The sequence below is a fragment of the Streptomyces sp. NPDC048196 genome, assembly GCF_040652715.1.
In the GTDB taxonomy this organism is placed as follows: domain Bacteria; phylum Actinomycetota; class Actinomycetes; order Streptomycetales; family Streptomycetaceae; genus Streptomyces; species Streptomyces siderophoricus.
This window is the reverse complement of sequence record NZ_JBEZMM010000064.1, coordinates 1-25231: the sequence shown is the minus strand read 5'-3', so window position 1 is coordinate 25231 and position 25231 is coordinate 1. Positions and strand designations below refer to the sequence as shown.

General features: G+C 73.3%; 23 protein-coding genes and 1 tRNA gene. 11 read left to right on the top strand and 13 right to left on the bottom strand.

The window, feature by feature from the left end; all coding sequences use genetic code 11:
* Positions 1-7 precede the first annotated feature (7 nt).
* Complete coding sequence (locus AB0E02_RS35055; protein WP_362147404.1) at positions 8-2071, bottom strand: SpoIIE family protein phosphatase; 2064 nt, start codon at positions 2069-2071, stop codon at positions 8-10.
* A 206-nt stretch (positions 2072-2277) separates the two neighbouring features.
* On the opposite strand from AB0E02_RS35055, the gene AB0E02_RS35050 reads away from it, so the two are divergent.
* The 6 genes from AB0E02_RS35050 (at position 2278) to AB0E02_RS35025 (ending at position 6785) form a co-directional block, all read left to right on the top strand.
* On the top strand, positions 2278-3201 hold the full coding sequence (locus AB0E02_RS35050; RefSeq protein ID WP_362147401.1) for a TetR/AcrR family transcriptional regulator: 924 nt from the start codon (positions 2278-2280) through the stop codon (positions 3199-3201).
* Positions 3198-4085 carry a 3-keto-5-aminohexanoate cleavage protein gene (locus tag AB0E02_RS35045; protein WP_362147398.1) on the top strand — a complete coding sequence of 296 codons (888 nt, stop codon included), beginning with the start codon at positions 3198-3200 and terminating at the stop codon, positions 4083-4085. Before AB0E02_RS35050 ends, AB0E02_RS35045 begins: the two co-directional genes overlap by 4 nt.
* A 54-nt stretch (positions 4086-4139) precedes the next feature.
* On the top strand, positions 4140-5117 hold the full coding sequence (locus AB0E02_RS35040; protein WP_362147396.1) for a 3-hydroxyacyl-CoA dehydrogenase NAD-binding domain-containing protein: 978 nt from the start codon (positions 4140-4142) through the stop codon (positions 5115-5117).
* Positions 5114-5569: a thioesterase family protein gene (locus AB0E02_RS35035; RefSeq protein WP_362147393.1), complete on the top strand. Its 456-nt coding sequence runs from the start codon at positions 5114-5116 to the stop codon at positions 5567-5569. Before AB0E02_RS35040 ends, AB0E02_RS35035 begins: the two co-directional genes overlap by 4 nt.
* A gap of 120 nt (positions 5570-5689) precedes the next feature.
* The gene (locus AB0E02_RS35030; protein ID WP_362147390.1) at positions 5690-6022 is read left to right on the top strand and encodes a DUF427 domain-containing protein; all 333 of its coding nucleotides are present in this window, start codon (positions 5690-5692) and stop codon (positions 6020-6022) included.
* A 58-nt stretch (positions 6023-6080) separates the two neighbouring features.
* The gene (locus AB0E02_RS35025) at positions 6081-6785 is read left to right on the top strand and encodes a DUF309 domain-containing protein (RefSeq protein WP_362147387.1); all 705 of its coding nucleotides are present in this window, start codon (positions 6081-6083) and stop codon (positions 6783-6785) included.
* A gap of 7 nt (positions 6786-6792) precedes the next feature.
* On the opposite strand, the gene AB0E02_RS35020 is transcribed toward AB0E02_RS35025, so the two are convergent.
* The 6 genes from AB0E02_RS35020 to AB0E02_RS34995 all read right to left on the bottom strand — a co-directional run bounded on the left by AB0E02_RS35020 (position 6793) and on the right by AB0E02_RS34995 (position 12368).
* The gene (locus tag AB0E02_RS35020) at positions 6793-7968 is read right to left on the bottom strand and encodes a serine hydrolase (RefSeq protein WP_362147384.1); all 1176 of its coding nucleotides are present in this window, start codon (positions 7966-7968) and stop codon (positions 6793-6795) included.
* Positions 7969-8177: 209 nt separating this feature from the next.
* Positions 8178-9407 (bottom strand): cytochrome P450, encoded by a 1230-nt coding sequence (locus AB0E02_RS35015; protein WP_362147381.1) that lies wholly within the window; start codon positions 9405-9407, stop codon positions 8178-8180.
* Positions 9408-9635: 228 nt separating this feature from the next.
* Positions 9636-10856: an MAB_1171c family putative transporter gene (locus tag AB0E02_RS35010; RefSeq protein ID WP_362147378.1), complete on the bottom strand. Its 1221-nt coding sequence runs from the start codon at positions 10854-10856 to the stop codon at positions 9636-9638.
* Positions 10849-11466, bottom strand: a complete 618-nt coding sequence (locus AB0E02_RS35005; RefSeq protein ID WP_362147432.1) for a hypothetical protein — start codon at positions 11464-11466, stop codon at positions 10849-10851. The genes AB0E02_RS35010 and AB0E02_RS35005 overlap by 8 nt, the downstream gene beginning before the upstream one ends.
* Before the next feature lie 79 nt (positions 11467-11545).
* On the bottom strand, positions 11546-12034 hold the full coding sequence (locus tag AB0E02_RS35000; protein WP_351532872.1) for a helix-turn-helix transcriptional regulator: 489 nt from the start codon (positions 12032-12034) through the stop codon (positions 11546-11548).
* A gap of 257 nt (positions 12035-12291) precedes the next feature.
* Positions 12292-12368: transfer RNA gene (locus tag AB0E02_RS34995), tRNA-Pro, on the bottom strand.
* Positions 12369-12532: 164 nt separating this feature from the next.
* Here AB0E02_RS34995 and AB0E02_RS34990 point away from each other — a divergent pair.
* From AB0E02_RS34990 to AB0E02_RS34980, 3 genes are all read left to right on the top strand, one after another.
* Positions 12533-12826 (top strand): YiaA/YiaB family inner membrane protein, encoded by a 294-nt coding sequence (locus AB0E02_RS34990; protein ID WP_030415232.1) that lies wholly within the window; start codon positions 12533-12535, stop codon positions 12824-12826.
* A gap of 77 nt (positions 12827-12903) precedes the next feature.
* Positions 12904-13596, top strand: a complete 693-nt coding sequence (locus tag AB0E02_RS34985; RefSeq protein ID WP_362147429.1) for a transketolase — start codon at positions 12904-12906, stop codon at positions 13594-13596.
* A 51-nt stretch (positions 13597-13647) separates the two neighbouring features.
* The gene (locus tag AB0E02_RS34980; protein WP_362147373.1) at positions 13648-14556 is read left to right on the top strand and encodes a transketolase; all 909 of its coding nucleotides are present in this window, start codon (positions 13648-13650) and stop codon (positions 14554-14556) included.
* 9 nt (positions 14557-14565) lie between these two features.
* Here the strand turns inward: AB0E02_RS34980 and AB0E02_RS34975 are convergent, their stop codons facing one another.
* Entirely contained in the window at positions 14566-15480 is a 915-nt protein-coding gene (locus AB0E02_RS34975; protein WP_362147370.1) for an alpha/beta hydrolase, read from the bottom strand.
* A gap of 182 nt (positions 15481-15662) precedes the next feature.
* Between AB0E02_RS34975 and AB0E02_RS34970 the strand changes: the two genes are divergently transcribed.
* The gene (locus AB0E02_RS34970; RefSeq protein ID WP_362147367.1) at positions 15663-18893 is read left to right on the top strand and encodes an amidohydrolase family protein; all 3231 of its coding nucleotides are present in this window, start codon (positions 15663-15665) and stop codon (positions 18891-18893) included.
* 299 nt (positions 18894-19192) lie between these two features.
* Positions 19193-20506: an acyl-CoA dehydrogenase family protein gene (locus AB0E02_RS34965; protein WP_362147364.1), complete on the top strand. Its 1314-nt coding sequence runs from the start codon at positions 19193-19195 to the stop codon at positions 20504-20506.
* Positions 20507-20625: 119 nt separating this feature from the next.
* On the opposite strand, the gene AB0E02_RS34960 is transcribed toward AB0E02_RS34965, so the two are convergent.
* The 5 genes from AB0E02_RS34960 to AB0E02_RS34940 are packed head-to-tail and all read right to left on the bottom strand — an operon-like array spanning position 20626 to position 24648.
* Positions 20626-21231: a GAF domain-containing protein gene (locus tag AB0E02_RS34960; RefSeq protein ID WP_362147361.1), complete on the bottom strand. Its 606-nt coding sequence runs from the start codon at positions 21229-21231 to the stop codon at positions 20626-20628.
* On the bottom strand, positions 21228-21848 hold the full coding sequence (locus tag AB0E02_RS34955) for an ATP/GTP-binding protein (RefSeq protein WP_362147358.1): 621 nt from the start codon (positions 21846-21848) through the stop codon (positions 21228-21230). Before AB0E02_RS34955 ends, AB0E02_RS34960 begins: the two co-directional genes overlap by 4 nt.
* Entirely contained in the window at positions 21826-22224 is a 399-nt protein-coding gene (locus tag AB0E02_RS34950) for a DUF742 domain-containing protein (protein ID WP_310724522.1), read from the bottom strand. Before AB0E02_RS34950 ends, AB0E02_RS34955 begins: the two co-directional genes overlap by 23 nt.
* 2 nt (positions 22225-22226) lie before the next feature.
* A complete protein-coding gene (locus tag AB0E02_RS34945; RefSeq protein WP_310724521.1) occupies positions 22227-22676 on the bottom strand; it encodes a roadblock/LC7 domain-containing protein in 450 nt (149 codons plus the stop codon).
* On the bottom strand, positions 22666-24648 hold the full coding sequence (locus AB0E02_RS34940) for an ATP-binding protein (RefSeq protein WP_362147354.1): 1983 nt from the start codon (positions 24646-24648) through the stop codon (positions 22666-22668). The genes AB0E02_RS34945 and AB0E02_RS34940 overlap by 11 nt, the downstream gene beginning before the upstream one ends.
* Positions 24649-25231 lie beyond the last annotated feature (583 nt).

Below are 25231 nucleotides of genomic sequence, written 5' to 3'. Positions count from 1 at the left end.
GTCCCGGTCAGGGGCAGTTGAACTCGCACCATACGCACTTTCCGCCGCCGCGCGGTTCCACACCCCAGACATCCGCCAGCCGGTCCACGAGGAGCAGGCCGCGGCCGGAGACGCCGGCTTCGCCAGGTTCGCGGCGGCGTGGCAGGCTGCTGGACCGGTCCTCGACCTCCAGGCGCAGCCGGCGTCCGACGCTGTGCGGCATCCGGATGTTGACCACGGCCTCGCCGTCGGTGTGCAGCAGTGCGTTGGTGATCAGTTCGTCGGCGACCAGCTCGATCTCCTCGGCGCGTTCGGCCGCTCCCCAGGCGCGGACCGCGGCCCGGATCATGTGCCGGGCGGCGGACAGGCCGTCGGGGTCGGCGGGGGCGATGTGCTGCCGGAACCGTCCGACGGTGTCGTGTTCGGGGGCGCCCAGCCGGCGCAGCAGGAGCAGCGCCATGTCGTCCTCGTTGGTGCGTTCGCCGACGGATTCGCAGAGGTGGTCGGCGAGTTGCTGGACGTCCTGCGGGCCGTCGCGGATCTCCCGGGCGAGGTGGCGCATGCCGTCGTCGAGGTCGGTGCCGGGCCGTTCGACGATGCCGTCTGTGCACAGGACGAGGGTGTCGCCGGCGGCGAGCTGGACGGTGGTGACGGGGTAGTCCAGGCGCCGGAATTCGGAGGAGATGCCGAGCGGCAGTCCGCCGGCCACCGGCAGCAGGCGGCAGATGCCCTCGGCGTGCCGCAGCAGGGGGTCGATGTGGCCGGCGCGGACGATCCTGGCGGCGCCGGTGCTCAGGTCGGCGTCGACGTAGGTGCAGGTGGCGAAGCGGTCGGTGTCGAGTTCGTTGAGGAAGGCGGAGGCGCGGCCCATGACGGTGGCGGGGGCGTGTCCTTCGGCGGCGTAGGCGCGCAGCACGATCCGCAGCTGGCCCATGAGGGCGGCGGCCTGGGTGTCGTGGCCCTGGACGTCGCCGATGACGGCGGCGACCCGGCCGTTGGGCAGCGGGATCACGTCGTACCAGTCGCCGCCGATGTCGCGGCCCATCCGGGCGGAGCGGTAACGGACGGCGATCTGGGCGTCGGGCACGCCGGGGATCCGGCGCGGCAGCATGGCCTGCTGGAGGCCGGCGGCGAGGTCGTGTTCCTGGTCGTAGAGCATGGCGCGGGCCAGGCTTTGGGCGATGCTGCTGCCCAGGGCGACCAGGACGTTGCGTTCCTGGTCGCGGAAGTCGCTCTCGCGCTCGAAGAACAGGCCGATGACGCCGATGGGGCGGCCCTGGGCGATCAGCGGGAGGTAGGCCGCGGAGTTGACGTTGAGGGGTTCTATGGCGGGCCAGAGGCGGGGGAATCGGCGTTTGAACTCGTCGCGGCTGCGGACGTAGCGCGGGTTGAGGGTGCGCACGACCTCGCTCATCGGGAATTCGTCGCCGACCCGGGTGTATTCCAGGTCGGGGATGTAGCTGCCCGCCCTGCCCTCGGAGACCAGCCGGATCCGGCCGGCTTCGACGAGGCCGAGGATGATGTTCTCCGCGCCGAGCCGGCTGAGTCCTTCGTCGCCGGCGAGGACGGCGATGACCTCGCCGACGGTCCGGGCGTGGGCCAGGGCGGCGGTGGTGCGTTCGACGACGCTGGTGTGCCGGCGGCGCTCCTCGTCGACGGCGAGCCGCTCGGCCGCGTGGGTGTATTCGTGGCTGGCGTCGCGGACCACGCCGATGATGCGGCGGGGGCGGCCGGTGTCGTCCCGGCGGATGCTGCCCTGGCTGTGGGTCCAGCGCAGTTCGCCGTTGCGGAGGCGGACCCGGAAGTAGGCACCGTAGGAGTCGCTGCCGTCCTTGAGCGCGCGGGCGACCAGGGCGTCCAGGCGGGCGGCCTCGTGGCCGGGGACGCGGGCGTTGAGCGTCTCCGGGCGGTCGTCGTACTCGGACGGGCGCATGTCGAAGACCTCAAGGGCGGGCGGGTCCATGTGCATCAGCCCGCTGTCGAGGTCCCAGTCGAAGCCGCCCATGCCGTTGAGGGCCAGGGTCAGGTCCGGGTGGGCGGGCCAGTCGTCCGGCACCGACACGGTGGGGCGCTTCGCTCCCCGGTCAGCCATGTCGTCACTTTGCCACATTCACCCGGTTCACGGCGCGTCCAGCCCTTTTTTCCGTCCGCGGCCGGCATCCTCCGCCCCACCACTGACTCTGACATCAGTTACCTCATCACTCCGCGCGTGGCAGTGGCTTTGAACTGCATTTTTGGGAGTCACTCCGCCTCCTGACCATTGCGATGTTCTCAACACGCCTGTTACGGTCCCGGACCATGAATGACGCCGTTGGGGGCCCGGACCCCGAGGACGCCGCGGACCGGATCACCGATGCCGCCGGCGCGGTCACGGACCGTGTCCGGGAGGTGATCGGCCGGCTCGGCGTCAGCCACCGGGAGTTCGCCCGCCGGATCGTGATGGACCCGTCGAAGCTGTCCCGGTCGCTGGGCGGCACCCGGCGCTTCACGCTCGCCGAGATCGTGCGGATCGCCGACCTCGGCGGGGTCGACACCGGCTGGCTGCTCGGCGCGCCGGAGCGGCCCGCCCCGGCGGCGGAGCGGGCGCCGGCGGCCGTGCCCGAGGGCGGCCGGCCGCTGCAGATCGTCCGGGAGACCGTCCGGCTGATCGCCGAGCACGGTTTCCACGGCGTACGGGTCGCCGACATCGCGGCCGCCTGCGGCACCAGCCCGGCCGCCGTGCACTACCACTTCCCGGGCCGTGACGAGCTGCTGGAGGCGGCCGTGCGGTGGTGCATGGACGAGGACACCGAGCGCCGGGCCGCGGGCCTGGCGGCCGCCCCGGACGCCCGCGCGGAGCTGTTGCACCTGATCGCACTGCAGACCCCGCGCACCGAGCAGCAGCGCCGCCAGTGGCTGGTCTGGCTCGACCTGTGGGCGCAGGCGGCCCGCTCCACCGCCGTGGGGCGGCTGCACGAGCACTACTACCGGCAGTGGCGCACCACGGTCGCCGACGTGCTGCGGCGCGGCGTCACCCAGGGCGTCTTCCGTCCGGTCGATCCGGAGTTCACCGCGCTGCGGCTGACCGCACTGATCGACGGCCTGGCCACCCAGGTGCTGGCCACCGCGCCGGACAGCACCGGCCCGGACACCATGCACGCCGCTCTCCTGGCCTTCGTGGAGAGCGAACTGACCCTCCCCCAGGGCCCCGGCCGCCTTGGGCACCCGAAGGGATCCCCGTGAACAACGAGGTCATCATCACCTGTGCGCTGACCGGCGCCGGGGACACCGTCCGCCGCTCCCCGCACGTCCCCGTGACGCCCGAGCAGATCGCCGCCTCGGCCGTCGAGGCGGCCGCCGCGGGCGCCGCGGTGGTGCACATCCACGTCCGCGACCCCGGGAGCGGCGACCCGTCCCGCGATCCGCGGCTGTACGCCGAGGTCGTCGACCGCATCAAGCAGACCGGTACCGACGTCGTCATCAACCTCACCGCCGGGATGGGCGGCGACCTGGTGCTCGACCCGGACGAGCCGCTGCGGCAGCTGCCCGGTACGGACCTGGTCGGCGGCCTCGCGCGGCTGCCGCACGTCGAGGAACTGCTCCCCGACATCTGCACCCTGGACTGCGGCTCGCTCAACTTCGGCGACGGCTCCAGCCTCTACGTCTCCACGCCCGACATGCTGCGCGCCGGGGCGAAGCGCATCCAGGAGCTGGGCGTGCGGCCCGAGCTGGAGATCTTCGACACCGGTCAGCTGTGGTTCGCCAAGCAGCTGCTGGCCGAGGGGCTGCTGGACGACCCGACCGTCTTCCAGCTGTGCATGGGCGTCCCCTGGGGCGCCCCGGCCGATCCCGGCGTGCTGCAGTCGATGGTGAACCTGCTGCCCGAGGGCGCCCGGTGGGCGAGCTTCGCGCTCGGCCGGATGCAGATGCCGTGGGTCGCCCAGTCCATCCTGCTCGGCGGCAACGTCCGGGTCGGGCTGGAGGACAACCTCTATCTGAGCCGGGGGGTGAAGGCCACCAACGGCCGGCTGGTGGAGCGTGCGGTGCAGATCACCGAACTCCTCGGCGCCACGGTCGCCACACCGGATCAGGCGCGGGACCGGCTGGGCCTCAAGCCGCGCCCCTGACGCTCGCCCCGCCGTACCGCCCCCGTCCCTCCCCTCCCCAGGAGTCGCCCCGCCATGCCCTCCACCACCCCTGCGCCCTGTGCCCCCGACGACGTGCGCCGCATCGCCTGTATAGGTGCGGGCGTCATCGGCGGCGGCTGGGCGGCCCACTTCCTCGCCCGTGGTTACGACGTCACCGCCTGGGACCCGGCGCCCGACGCCGAGCAGAAACTGCGCCGCCTGGTGTCCGCCGCCTGGCCCGCGCTGGAGCAGACAGGTCTGGCGGCGGGCGCCTCCCCGGACCGGCTGACCGTCGCCGGCACCCTCGCCGAGGCCGTTGCGGACGCCGACTTCGTGCAGGAAAGCGCCCCGGAGAAGCTGGAGTTGAAGCGTTCGCTGCTCGCGCAGCTGGCCGCGGCGACCCGGCCCGGCGTGGTGATCGCGTCCTCGACGTCCGGCTACCCGATGACCGACATGCAGACCGGGGCGGCCGGCCCGGACGCCGCCTGCCGCATGGTCGTCGGCCACCCCTTCAACCCGCCGTACCTCATCCCGCTGGTCGAGGTCGTCGGCGGCGAGCGGACCGACCCGGCCGCCGTCGAGTGGGCCGCCCGCTTCTACGGCCTCGCCGGCAAGTCCGTCATCACCATGGACCGCGAGCTTCCGGGCTTCATCGCCAACCGCCTCCAGGAGGCGCTGTGGCGGGAGGCGCTGCACATGGTCGCGAGCGGTGAGGCCACCGTCGCGGACATCGACGCCTCGATCACCGAAGGGCCGGGCCTGCGCTGGGCGTTCATGGGCCCCTGCCTGACCTTCGCGCTGGCCGGCGGCGAGGGCGGGATGGCCCATATGCTCGACCACTTCGGCCCGTCCCTGAAGTCGCCGTGGACCCGGCTGGCGGCACCCGAGCTGGACCGGGCGCTGCGCGACGCGATGGTCGACGGCTGCGCGGCGGCCGCGGGCGGGCGGACGTACGCGGACCTGGTGGCCGCACGCGACCAGGGCGTCATCGACGTCCTGCGGGCCACCGGCCGCCTGGGAGGCCCCCGTTGACCGCGCCGCTCCTCTTCCGGCAGACCGTCCGGGACGACTGGATCGACTACAACGGCCATCTCAGCGAGGCTTACTACGTCCTGGTCTTCGGCTTCGCCACGGACGCCCTGATGGACGCGTCCGGTCTCGACGCGGACTACCGGGAGCGCACCGGATGCTCCCTGTACACGGTCGAGGCCCATGTGCGCTATCTGCGGGAGGTCGCCCGCGGCAGTGAACTCACCGTCCGTACGGCTGTGTTGGGCGTGGACGGCAGGAAACTGCGGCTGCTGCACGAGATGTTCGCGGGCGGGCCGGCCGGCGAGCCGGTGGCGACGGAGGAGCTGTTCCTGCTGCACGTCGACCGGTCCGGCGGCCGGGCGGCACCCCTGCCCGACACGACCCGCGAGCGGCTGGCCGCCCTCGTCGTGCCGGCGCCCACGTGGGCGGGGCACGGGATCCGGGAGGTGTAACGGAGCGCGCCGGGGGCCGGCCGCGCGGCACCGGTGCGATCCTGGACGGTACGGGAGCCCGCGCCCGTGCGGGCCACCCGTACCACTTCCCGTGCAGCCCCTTACGAAGGAGAGCCGGTCATGAGCGTCACCCACGGCCACCGCATCGACGTCACCCAGGGCACCGACCACGTCCGCGTGGAGATCGCCGGCCGGCTGGTCGCCGAGAGCCACCGGCCTCTGCTTCTCACCGAGACGGGCTGTCCGGTGCGGTACTACCTCCCGCCCGAGGACGTCCGGACGGACCTGCTCACCCCGTCCGGGACCCACACGGTCTGCCCCTTCAAGGGCACCGCCTCCTACTGGTCGCTGGCCGACGGCCCCGAGGACGTCGCCTGGGCCTACCCGGAGCCGCACGCCGAGGTGGCACAGATCAAGGACCATCTGTGCTTCTACGCGGCCGAGGCGGTCTGACGCCCGCGGGCCGTACCCCGCCACGACGCGCCGGTCCCGCCCGGCGCACAATCGAAGGGTGAACGACACCCATGACGAGGGCGGCGACCCGGCGTGCTGGCTGGACCGGGTGTGCGACGCCTGCGGCCGGATCCGCGAACGGCCCGGCAGTGACGTGTGCGAGCACTGCGGCGCCGGTGCCGACGGGCCGGCCGAGCAGGGCCGGGCGGATCCGCCTGCCGCTTCCGGGGCCGGCGAGGCCCGGCGCCGGGACCGGGACGAGGAAGGCCGGGCCCGGAACGCCCGGCCGCGGGACGGTCTGGGCCGGCCGCTGCCGTACGGCGCGCCGGGCGTGGCCCGCCAGCCCGAGGGGGTGACGCGGACGCCCGCGGAGACCCTGACCGAGGCGCAGCGGCTGCTGGACGCCGGGATGCCGTTCCACGCCCACGAGGTCCTGGAGGACGCGTGGAAGGCCGCGCCGGAGGCGGAGCGCGAGCTGTGGCGCGGGCTCGCCCAGCTCGCGGTGGGCCTCACCCACGCGGCGCGCGGCAACGCCGTGGGCGGTACCGCCCTGCTCGACCGGGGAGCGGCGGCCCTCGCGCCGTACGCGGCGGCCGCCCCCCACGGGATCGATGTCGCGGGGCTGCTGGCCTGGGCGGCCGAGCTGACCGGCCGGCTGGCCGACGGGCCGGCCGCCGGGGACGGGGCGGCCGGTCCGGGGCCCGTGTCGGCGGCGAAGACCGCGCCCCGGCTGCTGGCCGGTGGAGGGCAGGCCGGGGTCTAGGGCCCGGCTACCCGGCCCCGCCGCCTTCCCGGCCGCCGCCGGGAGCCGGCCTGCGCCGCCACCGGGCGAGCCGGGCGCCCGGTCCGGTCGTCGCGAGGCCGGCGACGCCCGCCCCGAGGACGAGGGCGAAGGACGCGGGGGAAGCGTCGCGGCTTCCGGGGCCGGTGGCCCGGGCGGGCGCCGGGTGCAGCGGTGCGGTGCCGTGCGAGGCGGCACGGACGGCGTGCAGGGTGCCCACCGGGTGGCTGCTGCCCTCCGTGCGGAAGCCCCAGTCCAGCAGCGAACCGGCTTCCTTGTAGACGCCGTTGGCCACCTGGGCCTGCGGGTTGAGGACGGTGACCAGCAGGGTGCGGCCGTTCCGGCGGGCGGCGGCGATCAGGGTGTTGCCGGCCTTGCTGGTGTAGCCGTTCTTGACGCCGATGATGCCGGGGTAGCGGGCCACGCCGTGCGAGCCGGACAGCAGGCGGTTGGTGTTCTCGATCGGGATGGTGCCGCCGGTGCCGGGGAACGTGGCGCGGGCGGTGCCGCAGTAGCGGGCGAAGTCGTCGTTGGCCAGTCCGGCGCGGGCGAAGACGGTCAGGTCGTACGCGGAGGACACCTGGCCGGGCGCGTCGTAGCCGTCGGGGGACTTGACGGTGGTGTCGTGCGCGCCGAGTTTCCGGGCGGTCTGCTGCATCTCGCGGGCGGTGGCCTGCCAGCCGCCGTTCATCGCGGCCAGGACGTGCACCGCGTCGTTGCCGGAGCGCAGGAAGACACCGCGCCACAGGTCGGCCACGGTGTAGCGGCGGCCCTGCCGGATGCCGACGACGCTGCTGCCGGCACCGACGCCGGCGAGGTCGGCGGAGCTGACCTGGCGGACCGTGGTCGACCGGAATTTCGGCAGGACGGTGACCGCGAACAGCGTCTTGAGGGTGCTGGCCGGGGCAAGTTTGCGGTGCGGGTCCTTGGCGGCCAGTACGGCGCCGGTCTCCGCGTCGGCCACCATCCACGACAGCGCGGACAGCCCGCCGGGCAGCTGCGGTGTGCCGGGGTCGGTGACGGCCCGCACCCCGGTCGCGGCCCCGGCGGGCTGACGGTACGTCGGCCCCTTCGCCGCGGTCGGTATGCAGGTCAGCGCGACACCGGCGGCGGCGAGCAGGGCCAGCGCGGCTGCCTTCTTCGGTACATGTGCGTCACATGCCATGCCGTCACGCTACGGAGCGCGGCGGCGGTGCGCAGCGCAGTTGAGCCAGTCGGGCCATCGCGGCGTGGCGCGGGCCGGGCGGGTCGCATCTGCAACAGCTGCAAAGGAAGGCCCGCCCGGTGCGACGGGGGATGCACACCGGGCGGGCTCAAGAACCTTTCTACCGCATCGGCGAACGGTTACGCCTCAAAAACGTGTTCGTTTCTCGATTACCAGGCGACCGGCAGCGAAATCAGGCCACGCGAACGCAGGGCCGGACGGTGCCGCAGATCCCCACGCGGGACGGCAAGTCGCAGCTCGGGGAAGCGGGCGAGCAGCGCCTCCAGTGCGGTGACGGTCTCCATCCGGGCGAGCGGCGCGCCGAGGCAGTAGTGGATGCCGTGGCCCAGCGCGAGGTGCCCGGAGAGCTCCCGGCCCCGGTCCAGCCGGTCCGGGTCGGGGAACCGGGCCGGGTCGCGGTTCGCGGACGCGATCGCCAGCAGCACGCTCTGGCCCGCCGGGATCCGCACCCCGCCGATCTCCACGTCCTCCTTGGGGAACCGCCGGATGGCGATCGGGGACGGTCCGTCGTACCGGAGGAACTCCTCGACGGCGGCCGGCAGTTCGGCCGGATTGCGCTGCAACTCCTGAAGCTGTTCGGGGTGGTCGAGCAGGGTGAGCACGGCGTTGCCGATGAGGTGGACGGTGTTCTCGTACCCGGCGAAGAGGATGAGGAAGGCGAGCGAGGTCAGCTCGTCCTCGGTGAGCCGGTCGCCGCCGCCGGCGCCGCCGTCCGTGTCGTCCCGGACCGCGACCAGGTCGGAGAGCAAATCGTCGCCCGGTGCGGCGCGCTTCGCGGCGATCAGCCCGGTGTAGAACTCCAGCATCGCGCCGATCGCCTGCCGCATCAGCTCCGGCCGGGTCGGGTCCGGGGTGATCAGCGCGTCGGACCAGGCCAGGAAGTCCCGGCGGTCCTGGTGGGGGACGCCGAGCAGATCGCAGATCACGGTGATGGGCAGTGGGCCGGCGTAGTCGGCGATCAGGTCCGCCGGGCCGCCGCGCCGTTCCATCGCGTCCAGCAGCTCCTCCGCGACCCGCCGTACGGGCGTCCGCAGCGCGTCCACCCGGCCTGGGGTGAACGCCTTGCCCACCAGGCGGCGGATGCGGGTGTGGTCCGGCGGGTCCATGTTGAGGAGGTTGGCGTCGAGGGCGGGCGGCAGGGCGAAGCCGCGGAAGCCGCCGGGCGCCGCGTGCCGCTTGTCCAGGGAGAGCCGCGGGTCGGCGAGGGCCCGGCGGACGTCGTCGTAGCGGGTGACCAGCCAGGCGGGCTGCCCGTCGGCCCCGGTGATCCGGTGCACCGGTCCGGCCTCGCGCAGTGCGGCGTAGGCGGTGTGCGGGTCGTCGAGCAGGGGCGCGGTGTCGAGGGGCGCGTCGGGGGCGGTCTCGGCGGTGTTCTGCATGATCCGACTGTAGGGCGCATCCGGCGGGCCACCCGCTGCCGTGCGCCATCGGACGGCACCGGCGTTACCACCGGGCCCTGTTGGGCGAGCGGTGCCGCGCGCGAACCCGCGCGCGGGCGGGCGAACGGGTAGCGGCACCGGTCCGCACGGACCGGTGCCGCCTCCTTCGTGCCGGGCGGCCCGGACCCCCGTGCCGGGCCACCCCGTCTCTGTGCCGGCCGCGCCGCCTCAGCCGCGCGCCGCCGCGCTGCGCTGCCGGAGCTCGGTCAGCACGGTCTCGATCAGCGGTGAGTGGTAGACGTCCGCGACCAGCGCCAAGTGCTCATACTCCGCGCCGAGTTCGGCCGGTTCGCTGCTGCTCGCGACCACCACGCTGTCGGCGCCGTGGACCGGGACGTGGCCCACCGCGCGGTTCTCCAGGCCCCGGCGGAGCGCGGCGGCCTCGGCGACGGCGGCCAGCTGCCGGTCGTCGAGGGCGACCGTGCGGGCGCGTTCCCGGGCGACGTCGACCGCGTCGGACTCCACATGGCGGCGGATCCCGCGCTGGACGTCCCGTATCTCCGCCATCTGCCGGTTGGCCCGCCACTCCAGATCGGCGAACGGCCAGCGTACGGACCACGTCGAGGTCTCCATCGTGACCTCGGGGGTCTGCGCGGTGACGGTCCGCCAGAGCGGGGACAGCCGGCGCAGCCGGCGCCAGGCCGCGACCCGGGGCCCGGCGGCCGGCAGCGCGAACCCGGCCAGCACCAGGATCGCGGCGACCGAGGCGCTCAGCGGGGCCACGCCGTTGGAGAGCCAGAGCGCGGGGTGGCCCGTCCAGGAGAGGACGAAGCCGATGACCTTGCAGGCGCAGTAGACCAGGCCGAGCCAGCAGCCGACGGCCAGCACCCTGAGGCCGCGGGCGAGATGCGTCCCGCCGAGCCGGGCGGCGTAGCGGGGGCAGAGCGTCCCCAGGCCCGCCAGGCTCGATCCGAAGATGGCCAGATACAGCACCAGGAAGAGCATGACTCCGGGCGAGTCGGTGTAGGCGGTGCTGAAATCACGGGGGTGCTCGACGGCGTCCGGCCGGCCGGCCGCGAACCCGGCGATCGCCACCGCCCACAACACCGCGACTCCCCCGACCGCGACCCGCGCCCTGGACCGGGCCCGCGCCCTGGCCGCCGGCCCCTCGCCGGCCGTCCAGCGCAGCAGCAGGACCAGCGCTCCGGCCGCGAAGACCACCACGGAGGAGTACAGGAAGACCATGGCGAGGTTGGCCACGCCGACCAGCCGGTCGAAGGCGCGGTAGAGGCGGGGCGCGGAGAACAGGAAGACCGTCGCCACCCCGCCGGTCATCAGACAGGCCAGCCCGAGGTCGGTGTTGCTGCGGTCGCGGAACCAGGCGACGGACTTGTAGCCGACGATCGCCCAGGCGGCCAGCCCGAACGACAGGTAGATGACGTCAAACACGCGAACCCCCGTCCCCGGCCCGCCCCGCACCGTCCCGGTCATCGGCCCCGTCGGCCGCGCCGGCCGCCCGGTCCCGCTCCAGCCGTACGTGCTGCAGCGCGGGCCCGAGCGCCGCCGCGAGCTCCGCGGCCTGTCCCTCCAGCGGGAGTTCGGGTTCCGCGGCCGAGGGCGCGACCCGTTCCATCAGCAGCGTGCCGAGCACCTCGGTCTCCCGCTCGGCGAGGTTGTCGTAGCCGTGGTGCCGGGCGAAGCCCATGGTCAGGCCCATCCGCCGCATGGCGGTGGCGACGTCGACCGAGGGGGTCCAGATCTTGAGCGCCTCCTCGGTGACGGCCGGGTCCTGACCGTGCCCCAGCAGGAGGTGACTCAGCTCGTGCAGCACGATGTGCGCCTGGTGCCAGGGCGAGGTGCGCAGCTCGTAGAAGACCCAGTAGCCGTCGTCGGTGACGGCCGTCATGCCCGAGACCACCCCGCCCAGGCTCATCGGCACCAGATGCACGGGCCGCTCCACCCGGGCCGCGACGACGTCGCACATCCCGCGCAGATCGGTGACGGCGGGCAGCGCGAGCTCCTTGATGAGCCGCTTGCACCGCCTGCGTATCTGCCCCACTCGCATGCTCGTCCCGTCCTCGTGTCCGGCCTGCCGCCAGGTGGCGAAGAGCTGGCCGCGTTCAACGGTGCCCACCGTGTCACTCACCGCGCCGATCACCACCCTGCTCCGGCGGATCGGACGGCAGGTTCATCTGCTGCCGGAACTGCGAGATGATCGTGGTCAGGCTGTCCTGCACCTCCGGCGGCAGCCCGACGGAGCGCAGCGCGATGGCCCGCACCCGCTGGTCCCGCATCGCGGCGAGGAACCGGACCTCCTCCTCCACCCGCGCGACCTGCGGCTGGGAGAGGTCCCCGAGGAGGTAACCCACCGGCACCGCAAAGAACTTGGCCAGCGCGCGCAGCAGCTCCGGACTCGGATTCGTCCGCTTCCCGTTGCGCAGCATCGACAGGTACTGCTCGGTGACCCGGACCCCGCCGTACTCCTCCGTCCCGGCGCTGATCTCCTCGGCGACGTAGGCGTTGGTGTACGGGGCGCCGGGCGGATGCATGTTGGCGAAGAGGTGGTTGAGCCGCTCCGCGAGCGTGGCGCCCGCCCCCTTGGACCGGCTTTCGCCCCCCATGGCCATGCCTACCGTCCCCCCATCGACAGCCCCGACGAACGTCCCAACGGTTGGTTAAGCCGCCGGGCCCGCAGCACTCATCCTGTCATGCGAAGAACGCGCCGCACCAGTCCCCTTACGGACAGTGAGGACGCTCGGGCTTAACCGGGAGTTGAGTGACGAGTGGACCAACGACACCGGCCCCCCTCACGGGCCCCTTTCCCGGGCAACGCAAAAGCCGCCTCCTCCGAAGAGAAGACGGCTTCCGACCTACGAGAAATCGCTGGTCGGGACGACAGGATTTGAACCTGCGACCCCTTGACCCCCAGTCAAGTGCGCTACCAAGCTGCGCCACGTCCCGGTGCCCGTTCCGGCCGGGAGGTCCCGGCTGGCCGTGCACGAGAACAATACCGCATGTCAGAGGGTCGGTGCTGCCACATTGCGGCCGGACGCCGCGGCGGCGGGCCGGACCGGATGAGTACCCGTACTCATGCGCCGGTGTCACCGCGCCGCCACGCTACGCGCATGACTACTCCATCGATTCAGCGGCCGACCACGACGGCCTTCTTCGTGCAGGCCGCGATCTCCTTCGGGCTGTCGCTGGCGGCGCTGGTGATCGGGATCCTCAAGCTGCCGGTGGGCCCCTGGGAGCGCGGCTTCCTCGCGCTGGGGCTGATCTTCGTGGTGTCCTCGGCGTTCACGCTGGCCAAGTGCGTGCGCGACCGGCAGGAGGTGGCCGAGGTGACGAACCGGGTGGACAAGGCCCGGATCGACAAGCTCCTCATCGAGCAGGACGTGTTCAAGCCGGGGCAGGTCTGATCACACTTGACCTCAAGTGGGCTTGAGGTTGCACGCTCGGTGGCATGACGCAGACGACGCACACCGCCACCGCGGGCATGAGGACGACACGGACCGAATTCACCGAACTCCCCGGGCTGATGAGCCTGATGACGGGGGATGAGAAGCACGGCCCGGCCGCGACCTCGACGCTGGACGCGCTCTGGGTGCTCTACGACCGGGTGCTGCGGGTCTCCCCCGAGCGCGCCACCGACCCCGAGCGGGACCGCTTCCTGCTCTCCAAGGGGCACGGCCCGATGGCCTACTACGCGGTCCTGGCCGCAAAGGGCTTCTTCCCCGTCGGCTGGCTGCCGGGCTTCGGCTCGTACGACTCGCCGCTCGGCCACCACCCGGACCGGTTGCTGGTGCCGGGGGCCGAGATCGGCAGTGGATCGCTGGGGCACGGGCTGCCGCTGGCCGTCGGCACCGCGCTCGGGCTGCGTGCGCAGGGCCGCCAGGACCCTGCCGTATGGGTGCTGATCGGGGACGCCGAGCTGGACGAGGGCAGCAACCACGAGGCGCTCGCCTACGCGGGCGCCGCGGGGCTGGACCGGCTGCACACCCTGGTCATCGACAACTCCTCGGCCACGCACGGCTGGCGCGGCGGGATCGCCGCCCGGTTCGAGACCGCGGGCTGGTCCGTGACCACCGTGGACGGCCGTGACCACCGGGCGCTGTACGAGGCGTTCACCGCACCGCACCCGGGCCGCCCGCATGCCGTGGTCGCCCGCGTCGAGCCCAAGAATGCCTGACCGCCCGGTCCCCACCTCTCCCCACCAGAGCTTCGAGAAAGGCCTTCTGTGATGGACACCATGCGTGAGCGCTTCGCCTCGGTCACCTCGCAACTGCTGGACGACGACCCCCGGCTGGCGGTCGTCCTCGCCGACATCGGCGTGGACGGTTTCGCCGCGGCGGCCGGGCGGCACCCGGACCGGGTGGTGAACGTCGGCATCCGGGAGCAGCTGCTGATCGGCGTGGGCAGCGGGCTGGCGCTCACCGGGCTGCGGCCGATCATGCACACCTTCGCCAGCTTCCTCGTGGAGCGCCCCTTCGAGCAGGTGAAGCTGGACTTCGGCCACCAGGGCGTGGGCGGGGTGCTGGTGAGTGCCGGCGGCTCGTACGACTGGCCGAGCGGGGGCTACACCCATATGTCGCCGGGGGACATCGCACTGCTGGACACCCTCGACGGCTGGACCGTGCATGTCCCGGGGCACCCGGACGAGGCCGAGACGCTGCTGCGGCAGGCCGCGGCGGCCGGCGACGACAAGGTGTACGTACGGCTGTCGGTGCAGGTCAACCAGGCGCCGCGGGTGGTGGACGGGGCCCGTTTCCAGCGGCTGCGGGAGGGCCGCCGGGGTGTGGTCGTGGCGGTCGGCCCGATGCTGGACAACGTGCTCGCCGCGACCGAGGGCCTGGACGTCGGTGTGCTCTATGCGACGACCGTGCGGCCCTTCGACGCCGAGGGGCTGCGGGCCGCGACCGGGGCCGCGGACGCCTCGGACGTGGTGATCGTGGAGCCCTATCTGGCGGGCACGTCGACCCGGTTCGCCAACGACGCGCTGGCCGACCGGCCGCACCGGGTGCTGGGGCTCGGCGTCGGCCGCCGGGAACTGCGCCGGTACGGACAGCTCGACGAGCACCTGGCGGCGCACGGCCTGGACGCGCGGGGGCTGCGGGAGCGGATCGCGGGGTTCCTGCCGTCCGGCTCCTGATCCTCCTTCTCAGATGTGCTTGTCGAGCCAGGCCAGCAGGTCGTCGTGGACCTCGTCGCGGTTGGTCTCGTTGAGGATCTCGTGCCGGGCGCCCGGATAGGCCTTCCAGGTCAGCTCGCGGGTACCGAGATAACGGAAGTCCTCCAGGAGTTCGTGCACCAGGGTCAGGCCCGCGTGGCAGGGGTCCTGGTCGCCGACGGCGAGGTGGACGGGCAGCCCGCGGGGGATCCGGGACAGGTGCGCCGGGTCGTTGATCTTGCGGATGGCGCGCACCCAGTCGCGCGCGAGGCCGGCGCAGAACGGGAATCCGCAGTTCTCGTCGGCGACGTAGGCGTCCACCTCGGCCGGGTCGCGGGAGAGCCATTCGTAGCCGGTGCGGTGCTCGAAGGCGTCGTTGAACGAGCGGAAGGTGCGGGGGATGAAGGAGGAGAGCGCGGTCCGGCCGTGCCGGGCGATCTCCTCGTCGAGTTCGGCGGTGGCGGCCTCGATGTCCAGGCCGGGGAGGGTGCGGAAGGCGCCGCTGAGGATGAGGCCGGCGAGGTCGGCGCCGTACTCCTGGGCGTAGTCGCGGGCCAGCATGGAGCCCAGGCTGTGGCCGAGCAGGACCAGCGGGATGCCGGGGTGGGCGGTGGCCGCGTGGTCGCCGAGGGCCTTGAGGTCGGCGACGATCGCGCGCCAGGAGTCCTCGCCGACCACTCCGCGGCCGCCGGTGGACGCGGCGGTGGCGCCGTGACCGCGGTGGTCGGAGGCGAGGACGCCGTAGCCGTGGCCGGTCAGGAAACGGGCGAAGCGGTCATAGCGCCGGCCGTGTTCCGCGGCGCCGTGCGCGATCTGGACCAGGGCCCGGGGCCGGCCGGACTCCGGCAGCCAGGTGTAGGTGGCGATGCGGGCGCCGTCCGGGGCCTGGTGGAAGTCCTGCTGCATGGCGTCGTCTCCTGACTGCCGGGGCGGTGGCTGACGAGTCGTCGGCGTCCACTCTTGCGTCCCGGGCGGCGGAGCGCCACGGGGCGCGCGTGGCGGGGTTGGCCGGGCGGGTGCGGGCCGTGACACGATCAGCCGGTTCTTTCCCGGCGCCTGTGCCGCAACTCCCGTTCACAGGAGGATCGTTGGACACCACGGACGGTTTCGAGAACACTTCCGACGCACCCGCTCCCCCGCCCCTTCGGGCCGCACCCCTCTCCCGCCGCAGGTTTCTGCAGGGCACGGCGTCGGCCGCGGCCACGGCGGGCCTGGCCCAGGTCGCCGTCGGCGCCCCGGCCGCCGCGGCCCAGGACGCCGGCGCGTCCGGCGGTGCGCTCTCCTTCACGGCCGCCACCAACGGCGCGGCCTCGCTCGCCCCGGCCGGCGACCGGCTGGTCGCCGAGGTGCAGAACGTCCTGTGGTCGCTGCCCCGGGCCGGCGGCGAGGCGGTGGCGCTGACCCCGCCCGATCTGGAGCCGACCCGTCCGGTGCACTCCCCCGACGGCCGCCTGATCGCGGTCTGCGCCTACCGGGGCGGCAATTTCCACCTGTGGACGCTGGCCGCCGACGGCTCGGACCTCCGGCAGCTCACCGACGGGCCCTGGGACGACCGCGGCCCCGCCTGGTCGCCGGACGGCACCCGGATCGCCTTCGCCTCGGAGCGCGGCGGCGACCCGGTGACCGGCAGCCCGTACCGGTTATGGGTGCTGGAGGTGCGAACCGGCCGGCTGACCCGGGTGACCGGGCTGCCGGGCCAGGACGGGCCGCACCAGGACGGCGCCTGGGAGGACTTCGACCCGTGCTGGTCTCCGGACGGCGCGCGGCTCTTCTTCGTCCGGGGCACGGTGTCCGGCACCGCGCTGGTCTCGCGCACGGTGGCCTCGGTGGCGGCCGACGGCAGCGGTGCGGTGCGCACCGAGCACACCGAGACGGCGGCCGCCCAGGTGCTGGTGCCGGCGCTCTCCCCCGCGGGCCGGCTGGCGTATCTGCGGACCACGGACTACCCGGGGCCGACCTGTGCGCTGGTGGTCGACGGCCGGGTGGTCGCGGTGGACGGGGACGTGGAACCGGTACCGCCGCGCTGGATCTCCCGGGACGAGCTGCTGCTGACGGTCGGCGGGCAGTTCCGGATCGTCCGGCCGGACGATCCGCAGCACGCCGAGACCGTGCCGTTCAGCGCGCGGCTGCCGCTCTCCCGCCCCGGCTACCGCGTCAAGGACTACGGTTTCGAGCGGACCACCGCCGGACCGCTGCGCGGGGTGCACCTCCCCGCACTCTCCCCCGACGGCCGCACGGTGGCCTTCGCCGCCCTCAACTCCCTCTGGCTCGCGCCCACTTCGGGCGGTGGCGCACCGCGCCCGATCGTCCGGGCCGGGACCACCCGGTACGTGTCCGCACCGAGCTGGTCGCGCGACGGCCGGGCGCTGCTCTACACGGACGACCGGGACGGGCTGTTCGCGGTGCGCCGGCGGGAGGTCGCCACCGGCGAGGAGAGCGTGCTGGCCACCGGCGGCCGGGTGCAGCCGGCGCTCTCCCCGGACGGCGGGCGGCTGGCCGCGCTCGACATGTCGGGAAATCTCGTGGTACGGACGCTGGCCGACGGCAAGGAGACCGTGCTGGCCGCGCCGATGGGCGCCGGCGGGCTGCCGGGCCGGCCCAGCTGGTCGCCGGACGGCCGTTATCTGGCGTACTGCGACCGCAACCGCCTCAACCGCCGCTTCCGCGAGGGCTACAACGTCATCCGGGTCCTGGACGCCGAGACCGGCCGGGGCCGGGTGTTCTCCGTCGCCGAGCACGTCTCGATCGCCGACCGCTACGACTCGGGGCCGGTGTGGTCCCCCGACGGGCGCTGGATGGCGGTGATCGCCGAGTCCGCGCTCTGGGTGCTGCCGGTGCGGCCCGACGGCACGCCGGACGGTGCGCCGCGGCAGCTGACCGACGAGTGCGCCGACCATCCGTCGTGGTCCGGGGACTCCGGCACGCTCCTCTACCTCTCGGCGGGGCGGCTGCGGCTGGTCCCGGTGTCCGGCGGCCCGGCCCGGACCGTTGTGCTGTCCCTCTCCCCCGGGCCGGTTGCGCGCGCCCGGGACACCGTCGTGCACGCGGGAACGTTCTGGGACGGCACCGGCGAGACGGTGCGGGAGGACGTCGACGTGGTGGTGCGGGACGGGCGGATCACGGCGGTCCGCCCGCACCGCACCACCCGGTCCGGTGCCGCGCGGCGGGTGGACGCCTCGGAGCGGACGGTGCTGCCGGGCCTGTGGGACGCGCACACCCACCCCTGGCAGCTCACGTACGGCGGCCGGCAGACCGCGCTGCAGCTGGCGTACGGGATCACCACCGCGGTCTCCTGCGGCGGATTCTCCTACGAACAGGCCCGGCTCCGCGAGGCGGTGGCGGCCGGGGTGCTGGCCGGGCCGCGACTGCTGACCTGCGGGGAGCTGCTGGACGGCGGCCGGGTGGCGTACAGCATGGGGCGGGCGCACCGGACGAAGGAGGGGCTGCGGCGCTCGCTGGACCGCGGCGCGGCCCTGGACTGGGATTTCGTCAAGACCTATGTGCGTGCGCCCGGTTGGGTGATGGCGGAGGCCGCGCGGTTCGCGCACCAGCAGCTCGGGGTGCGGGCCGGCAGCCATCTGCTCACCCCGGGCATCCAGCTCGGCCAGGACCTGACGACCCATCTGCAGGCCACCCAGCGGCTTGAGTTCGGACACGCGGTGTCCGGCTCCGGGCACGCCTACCAGGACGTCGAGGGGGTCTACACGGGCAGCGACTTCCACCTGATCGCGACCCCGTTCTCCGCGACGGCACTGCTCGGTGAGGACCCGGCGCTGGCGGACGACGTACGGGTCACCCGGCTGATGCCGCCCTGGGACACCGCGGTGGTCCGGGAGAACGCCGGTCACCGGCCGACGCCGGCCCAGCTGTCCGACATCGCGATCGAGACCGGGGTCTACCGGCGGGTGCTGGACGGCGGCGGGCTGGTCGCGCTGGGCACCGACCAGCCACTGGTGCCGGTGGGGCTGGGACTGCATCTGGCGCTGCGCGCGCTGCACCGCGGTGGCCTCGGGGTGGCCCGGACGCTGCGCACCGCGACCGCGCTGCCCGCCCGGGTGTTCGGCGCGGAACGGGACCTCGGCACGCTGGAGGTCGGCAAGCTCGGTGACATGACGGTGGTGGACGGCAATCCGTTCGAGGACTTCGACACGCTGGTGCGGACCTCGGCGGTGCTGCGCGGCGGACGGGTGGCCACCCAGCGGGAGTTGACCGAATCCTTCCCCGCGCCGGCCGGAGGGGCGCTCCGGTCGGCCGGGACGGACTGGCTGGAGGTGGGCCGGCAGCAGCGCCGGGAGTCCTGCTGCGGACCGGCGCACTGATCCGGCAACGGCTGCCGCACGGTGGGGGTGGCGTGGGGTGGTGCGGCTTTCCGGAGCGCCGGAAAGCCACACCCCCCGCTTCACCGTCCCGGGGTTGTGCGCCAGCGCTCCGCACTCCAACTACTCCCGTTATTCCGGTCAGTTGATGTTTTGCGTGGGCCGGAGTAGGTATGCCAACGGGTATTGCACGCGGTAAGCGATGGATCACGTTCCGGAACGACCAGTGCAGACGGTGCCGCCGGTGCCGTCCCGAGGCGGGGTGCGATCAGCGCGGGGAAGATCGCGGAGGAGGGCTTGTCTTGCATCGCCACTTCACGGACCAGCGACACGAAGCACTCCGGCTCCGGGTACGGGACTTCGCCGAGAGGGAGGTCCGGCCACGGATTGCGGAGATGGAGGCGAGCCGCACGGTCTGCCACGACCTGTCGCGCCGGATCGCCCGGCAGGGGTGGATCGGCGTGACCATACACCGGGCCTACGGCGGCATGGGCGCCGGGCACGTCGCCAAGACCCTCATCATCGAGGAGCTGTCGCGGGTCAGTGCGGCGATGGGCGCCATGGCGCAGGCGTCCCAGCTGGGCGTCGCCAAGATCGTCCACTTCGGCAACGAGGAGCAGAAGAAGACCTGGCTGCCGGCCATCGCCTCGGGCGACTGCCTGCCGACCATCGCCGTGACCGAACCGCACTCGGGCGGTCATGTGCTGGGCATGACGTCCACGGCGGTCCGGGACGGCGACGACTACGTCCTCAACGGCCGCAAGATCTACGTCGGCAACAGCCATGTCGGGGATCTGCACGGCGTCGTGGTCCGTACCGGCGAGGGCTCCAAGGGCCTGTCCGCGTTCCTCGTCGAGTCCGGCACCCCCGGGTTCCGCCTCGGTCCGCAGCAGCAGGCGATGGGGTTGCACGGCTTCAGCTTCGGTGAGCTGTTCTTCGACGACTGCCGGGTTCCCGCGGCGAATCTGCTGGGTCGGGAGGGCGACGGGCTGTCCGTGGCGTACTCCTCCAGCGTGCTGTACGGGCGCCCCAACCTCACCGCCGTCTCCCTGGGCATCCACCAGGCGGTGCTGGACGAGACCACGACGTTCTGCGCGGAGCGGCAGCGGTACGGCAAGCCGCTGGCCGAACTCGGCAACATCAAGCTCAAGCTCGGCCGCATCCAGTCGCGGCTGCTGCTCGCCCGGCTCGCCGCGTACCACGCCGTGCACCTGCTGGACCAGGGGCTGCCGTGCGATGCGGAGCTGATGAACGCCAAGCTGGTGAACGTGGAGTCGGCGCTGGAGTCGGCGCGGGACGCGATGGACATCCACGCCGGGTGCGGGCTGTTCACCGACCGGCCGATCGAGCGCTTCCTGCGCGACGCCCACCACATCTTCGCGCCGGCCGGCACCTCCGACATCCAGTTGCTGCGCCTGGGCGAATTCGCCCTGGGCCGGGCAAAAGGCGAATGGTCCAGCCGGCTCGCCGAGCAACTGCGGCTGGCGCCTTCGGAGTGGCCGGACGACGAAGAAGCCGCCGAAGCCGCCCGGACCGGCGAGGGCGCGCCGCCCACCGTGCCGAGCCAGCGCACCGGCTCCTCCCGCCAGCGCTCCTGGTTCGCCCGGCTCCGCTGAGCGCGGGTACCGGACACGGCACCGCGGCCACCGGCAGGACGCCGGGGCCGCGGCACGGGAAATCGGGAAAAGATCAGGGCACGGATCGGGGAAAGGCCAGGGCAAGGATCAGGGAACGGTCAGGGGCTCTCCTGCTGCCGCTGTTCCATCCGGTGGATCTGCTCGACGAGTTCGGCGGCCATCGACTTGATGGTTTCCAATCCCTCCCGCCCCCACGGGCGCGGTTCCAGATCCACCACACACACGGTGCCCAGGGCCATACCCGTACGGTCGATCAGCGGCGCGCCGAGGTAGGAGCGGATGCCGATCTCGTCGACGACGGGGTTGCCGGCGAACCGCGGGTAATCGCAGACGTCCTCCAGGACCAGGGCCTTGCGGCGGACGATGACGTGCGGGCAGTAGCCGTGGTCACGGTCCATCACCCGGCCCGGCTGGGCGCTGGCCGGCGCCGGGCCCAGTTCCACGGCCTGGTCCTGGGCCGGGGTGTAGAGACCGGCGAAGTACTGCCGGTGCTCGTCGATGAAGTTGACCATCGAATACGGCGCCCGTGTGGTGCGGGCGAGTTTGCGCGCGAACTCGTCGAACGCGGGCAGCGGGGCGTCACCGATCCCGAGGGCGCGCAGCCGGGCCACCCGCGCCGGGGCCTCGTCGTCCTGCGGGGTCAGCAGCAGATGGCGGGTCGGGTCGTAGGAGACGTACGGGACGCGGGAGGCGGGGTGGTTCATGGCAGCTCCGGGGTCGCGGCGAGGACGGGGGTGAGCAGATGCTCGACGAGCGAAACCAGGACATGGGTGGCCGAGCTGCACTGTCGGGCGTCGCAGAGCACGACGGGGGTCTGTGGGGAGAGGTCCATGGCGGCGCGCACCTCGTCCGGCTCGTAGTGGAAGGAGCCGTCGAACTCGTTGACCGCGACGATGAACTGGATGCCCCGCCGCTCGAAGAAGTCGACGGCGGCGAAGCACTGGTCCAGGCGCCGGGTGTCGGCAAGGATGACCGCGCCGAGCGCACCGTTGGACAACTCGTCCCACATGAACCAGAACCGCTGCTGGCCCGGCGTCCCGAAGAGGTACAGCACGTGCGCGGGACCGAGCGTGATCCGCCCGAAGTCCATGGCGACGGTGGTGGTGTTCTTGTCCTCGACGCCCGCCAGGTCGTCGGTGCCGACGCTGATCTGGGTGAGCAGCTCTTCCGTGCTGAGCGGCTCGATCTCACTCACCGCTCCGACGAAGGTGGTCTTGCCGACCCCGAAGCCGCCCGCCACCAGGATCTTGAGCGCGGTCGGGAAGAGGTCGGTCGCGTTCTCCCCCTGGGCACGGGGGTCACAGTCGTTTGCGAAGTCCATTCAGCACCGCCTCCAGCAGGGCTCGGTCGGTACGGGACGCGGGCCCGGCGGAAACGGCCGCGGGGGCCCGCGCGGTGAGCGCCCCGCAGTCGACGAGGTCGGCGAGGAGCACTTTGGTGACCACGGCGGGCAACCGTATGTGGGCGGCGATCTCGGCGACCGACACCGGCCCGCCGCACAGCCCGAGCACCTGGGCGTAGTCGGGGCCCTGGCACGCGACGGGCTTCCGGCCGGTGGCCATCACCATGGTCAGCAGGTCGAAGTGCGCCGTGGGACGGGTCCGGCCGTTGCTGACGGTGTACGGGCGGACCAGCCGGCCCGCCGCGTCGTCGTACCACGGGTCCCCGCCCTGCCGTTGCCGACGGCGCACGGTCATGGTCAACGACCGCCCGCGGACGCCTGATGGCGCGCGGGGGTGGCCAGGTACGGGCGGACGCTCTTGACCAGCATCGACATCTCGTAGCCGAGCACCGCCACATCGGCCTCGCGGCCGGCGAGCACCGCCAGGCAGGCGCCCGATCCGGCGGTGGAGACGAACAGGAAGCTGGATTCGAGCTCGACGACGACCTGCAGGACGTTGTCGCCGTCGCCGAAGCGGACCCCGGCGCTGCGGGCGAGGGAGTAGAGGCCGGAGGCCAGGGCCGCCATGTGGTCGGCGCTGTCCGGTTCGAAGCCGTGGGCGGCCTTGACCAGGCCGTCCGAGGACAGCAGGAGCGCGCTGCGGGCGTGCGGTACGCGCTGTACCAGCCCGGTCAGCAGCCAGGACAGATCGGTCTGCTGGCCTGTCTGCCGCTGCAAATGCGCCTGCGTACGCACATCACTCACCATGGTTGTGGTCGTCTCCTCGGGGGCGCGCCATCGGGGCGTCGTGGTCACGGTCGTGGTGCAGGTCGTTGCCGCCCGGATTGCCGATGCCGTCACGCAGGCCCGGGGCGGTGCCGTCGGTGTCGGCGTAGCTGTCGTCGGCGAGGCTGAATCCGCGCCGGAACGCGGCCATCAGACCGGGGTCGTGCTCAAGCTCGGGGCCGTCGCGGCGGGCCGCGGACGGCAGGATCGGGTCGCCGCGCAGCTCGGGGACGAGATGGGTCTGCTTGCGCCGGCGGGGCAGCCGGGGGCGGGCGCTGTTGTCCACGGGGGCGGGTGCGGGCGGGAGGACCACCGGGCCGGGGGCGGCGGGCCGTTCGGCGGGGCCGTCCTCGACGGAGGGGGTGACGGTGTGCCGTTCGACGGCGGTCGCCTCGGAGCGGGGGAGGTCGGGGGCGGGGCCGTCCGCGGCACGCACCAGCCGGCGGCGCGCGGCGGGCGAGTCCGGGTCGGGCGTGGGGGCGGGGATGGTCACGGTTCGGGTGCCCGCGTCGACGGGGGTCGGGCGGGCGTGGGGAGCCTGGGGGGCATGGGGAGCGTGGGGGGTATGGGGCGTCTGGGGGGCATGGGGCGTGTGGCGGTCGTATCCGAGGTCCCGGCCGCCGGCCGTCGGGTCCTCGTCGGGGTCGTAGCTGTCGTAGATGTCGTAGCCCCCGTGGTCGCGGGCGGGGTCACCGTCCGGTGAGACGGCGGCGCGCGGGCCGACGGCGTCGTCCGCCTCCTCGGCGGATTCCGGGCCGAGCAGCCCCTGAGGGACGATCAGCACGGCCTGGACGCCGCCGTAGATGTTGCTCTGCAGCCGGACGACGATGCCGTGCCGCCGGGCCAGCGAGGAGACGACGAAGAGCCCGATCCGGCCGTCGCTCAGCAGCTCGGCCACGTCGATGTGGTCGGGGTCGGCGAGGAGGGCGTTCATCCGGCTCTGCTCGTCCGCCGACATGCCCAGGCCGCGGTCCTCGACCTCGACCGCGAGGCCGGCGGTGACGAGTTGGGCGCGCAGCAGGACGGGGGTCTGCGGGGCGGAGTAGATGGTGGCGTTCTCGACGAGTTCGGCGAGCAGGTGGATGACGTCGGCGACGGCGTGGCCGCGCAGGGTGCCCTCGATCGGCGGCACGAGCTTGATGCGGGGGTACTGCTCGACCTCGGCGATCGAGGACCGGAGCACTTCGGTCATGGAGACCGGGCGGCTCCACTGGCGGCGGGAGATGGCGCCGCCGAGGACGGCGAGGTTCTCGGCGTGCCGGCGGATGCGGGTGGCGAGGTGGTCCACGTGGAAGAGGCCCTTGAGCAGATCGGGGTCCTCGACCTGGTTCTCCAGTTCGTCGAGCAACTCGATCTCGCGGTGTACGAGGGACTGCAGCCGGCGGGCGAGGTTGACGAAGACCTCGACCTTCTGCTCGCTGCCGCTGGCGTTGCTGCGGGCGATGGCGACCGCGTCGATGACGGCGGACTCGGCGGCCCGGCCGGCGGCGGCGACTTCGTGGGCGAGCAGGTCGAGGGTGTCGCCGGTGGGCTCGGGGCCGCTCTCGGGTTCCCGGCGCGGGAGCCATTCGCCCTGGCGGACCCGGTCCAGCAGGTCGTAGAGGTCGGACTGGCTGCGGGCGCACACCTGGCGCAACCGGGCGTAGCGCGCAACGGCCGCGCGGGCCTCGGAGTTGGCGGCGGCGCCCGCGGTGAGCACGATGACGCAGACCACGACGAGGCCGCCGGAGAGGACCACCCATTCGCGTCCGGTGAGCCGCGCTCCGCCGGCCTGGACGACGAAGGCGGCGACGGCGGTGCAGATGACGGCGACGAGGAGGCAGGGTACGGCGGCGAGCCGGACCAGGCGGGACCGTATCGCCGAGTCGGCGGCCGACTCCGGGAAGGAGGCCCGGCCGTGCCGTCCGCCCTCGCGCTCGCGGCGCCGGGCGGCGACGGGTGCCGGAGCGGCCACGGGTACGGGGGCGGGCCCTGAGGAGCCCTGGGTCCCTGGGGATCTTGGAGCCTCCTGGGACGTCTGGGTCCCCTGGGGGAATGCAGTAGGCACGGCGCCCTCCGGATCGGCCGTTGGCAGTTCGCGGAGCACGCACGCTAGTTGTTGCGGGGGTGGGGTTCGGACCTACTTCGAGGTTTCGCTACCCCGCGCCACCTCCTTGAGTGGAGGTCGCCCGCACGCCAGTACGAGCCAATCCGAACTCCCGTCCAGAAACCGGGAGTTGGCCCCTCTCAGGCGCCCCCTCCGAGGCTCACGGGCGGCGCGCACCGGCCTTCCGCGCGCCGGTGGCCGACCCGGCGTGTCGCCACCCGAAGACTCCACCCCTCAACCTGCCCGTTGCGCGGGGCGGCAGTTGCCGGAAGGCCGACAAATCCGCTTCTCACCCTGGCGGGTGACGGTGGGGGGCGGTGGAGGGTGGTGGAGGGCAGAGAAGGGGGTGGAGGGCGGCGGAGGGGTGGAGGCGGCGGAGGACGGTGGAAGGCAGTGGAGGGCGGCGGAGGGCGGCGGGCGGCGGGCGGCGGGCGGCGGGCGGCGGGCGGCG

Bases quoted from the DNA above. Each gene is read 5' to 3' on its own strand.
- AB0E02_RS35055 (WP_362147404.1), bottom strand. From the start codon at position 2,071: ATGGCTGACCGGGGAGCGAAGCGCCCCACCGTGTCGGTGCCGGACGAC.
- AB0E02_RS35050 (WP_362147401.1), top strand. From the start codon at position 2,278: ATGAATGACGCCGTTGGGGGCCCGGACCCCGAGGACGCCGCGGACCGG.
- AB0E02_RS35040 (WP_362147396.1), top strand. From the start codon at position 4,140: ATGCCCTCCACCACCCCTGCGCCCTGTGCCCCCGACGACGTGCGCCGC.
- AB0E02_RS35030 (WP_362147390.1), top strand. From the start codon at position 5,690: ATGAGCGTCACCCACGGCCACCGCATCGACGTCACCCAGGGCACCGAC.
- AB0E02_RS35020 (WP_362147384.1), bottom strand. From the start codon at position 7,968: ATGGCATGTGACGCACATGTACCGAAGAAGGCAGCCGCGCTGGCCCTG.
- AB0E02_RS35015 (WP_362147381.1), bottom strand. From the start codon at position 9,407: ATGCAGAACACCGCCGAGACCGCCCCCGACGCGCCCCTCGACACCGCG.
- AB0E02_RS35000 (WP_351532872.1), bottom strand. From the start codon at position 12,034: ATGGCCATGGGGGGCGAAAGCCGGTCCAAGGGGGCGGGCGCCACGCTC.
- AB0E02_RS34990 (WP_030415232.1), top strand. From the start codon at position 12,533: ATGACTACTCCATCGATTCAGCGGCCGACCACGACGGCCTTCTTCGTG.
- AB0E02_RS34985 (WP_362147429.1), top strand. From the start codon at position 12,904: ATGAGGACGACACGGACCGAATTCACCGAACTCCCCGGGCTGATGAGC.
- AB0E02_RS34980 (WP_362147373.1), top strand. From the start codon at position 13,648: ATGGACACCATGCGTGAGCGCTTCGCCTCGGTCACCTCGCAACTGCTG.
- AB0E02_RS34975 (WP_362147370.1), bottom strand. From the start codon at position 15,480: ATGCAGCAGGACTTCCACCAGGCCCCGGACGGCGCCCGCATCGCCACC.
- AB0E02_RS34960 (WP_362147361.1), bottom strand. From the start codon at position 21,231: ATGAACCACCCCGCCTCCCGCGTCCCGTACGTCTCCTACGACCCGACC.
- AB0E02_RS34955 (WP_362147358.1), bottom strand. From the start codon at position 21,848: ATGGACTTCGCAAACGACTGTGACCCCCGTGCCCAGGGGGAGAACGCG.
- AB0E02_RS34950 (WP_310724522.1), bottom strand. From the start codon at position 22,224: ATGACCGTGCGCCGTCGGCAACGGCAGGGCGGGGACCCGTGGTACGAC.
- AB0E02_RS34945 (WP_310724521.1), bottom strand. From the start codon at position 22,676: ATGGTGAGTGATGTGCGTACGCAGGCGCATTTGCAGCGGCAGACAGGC.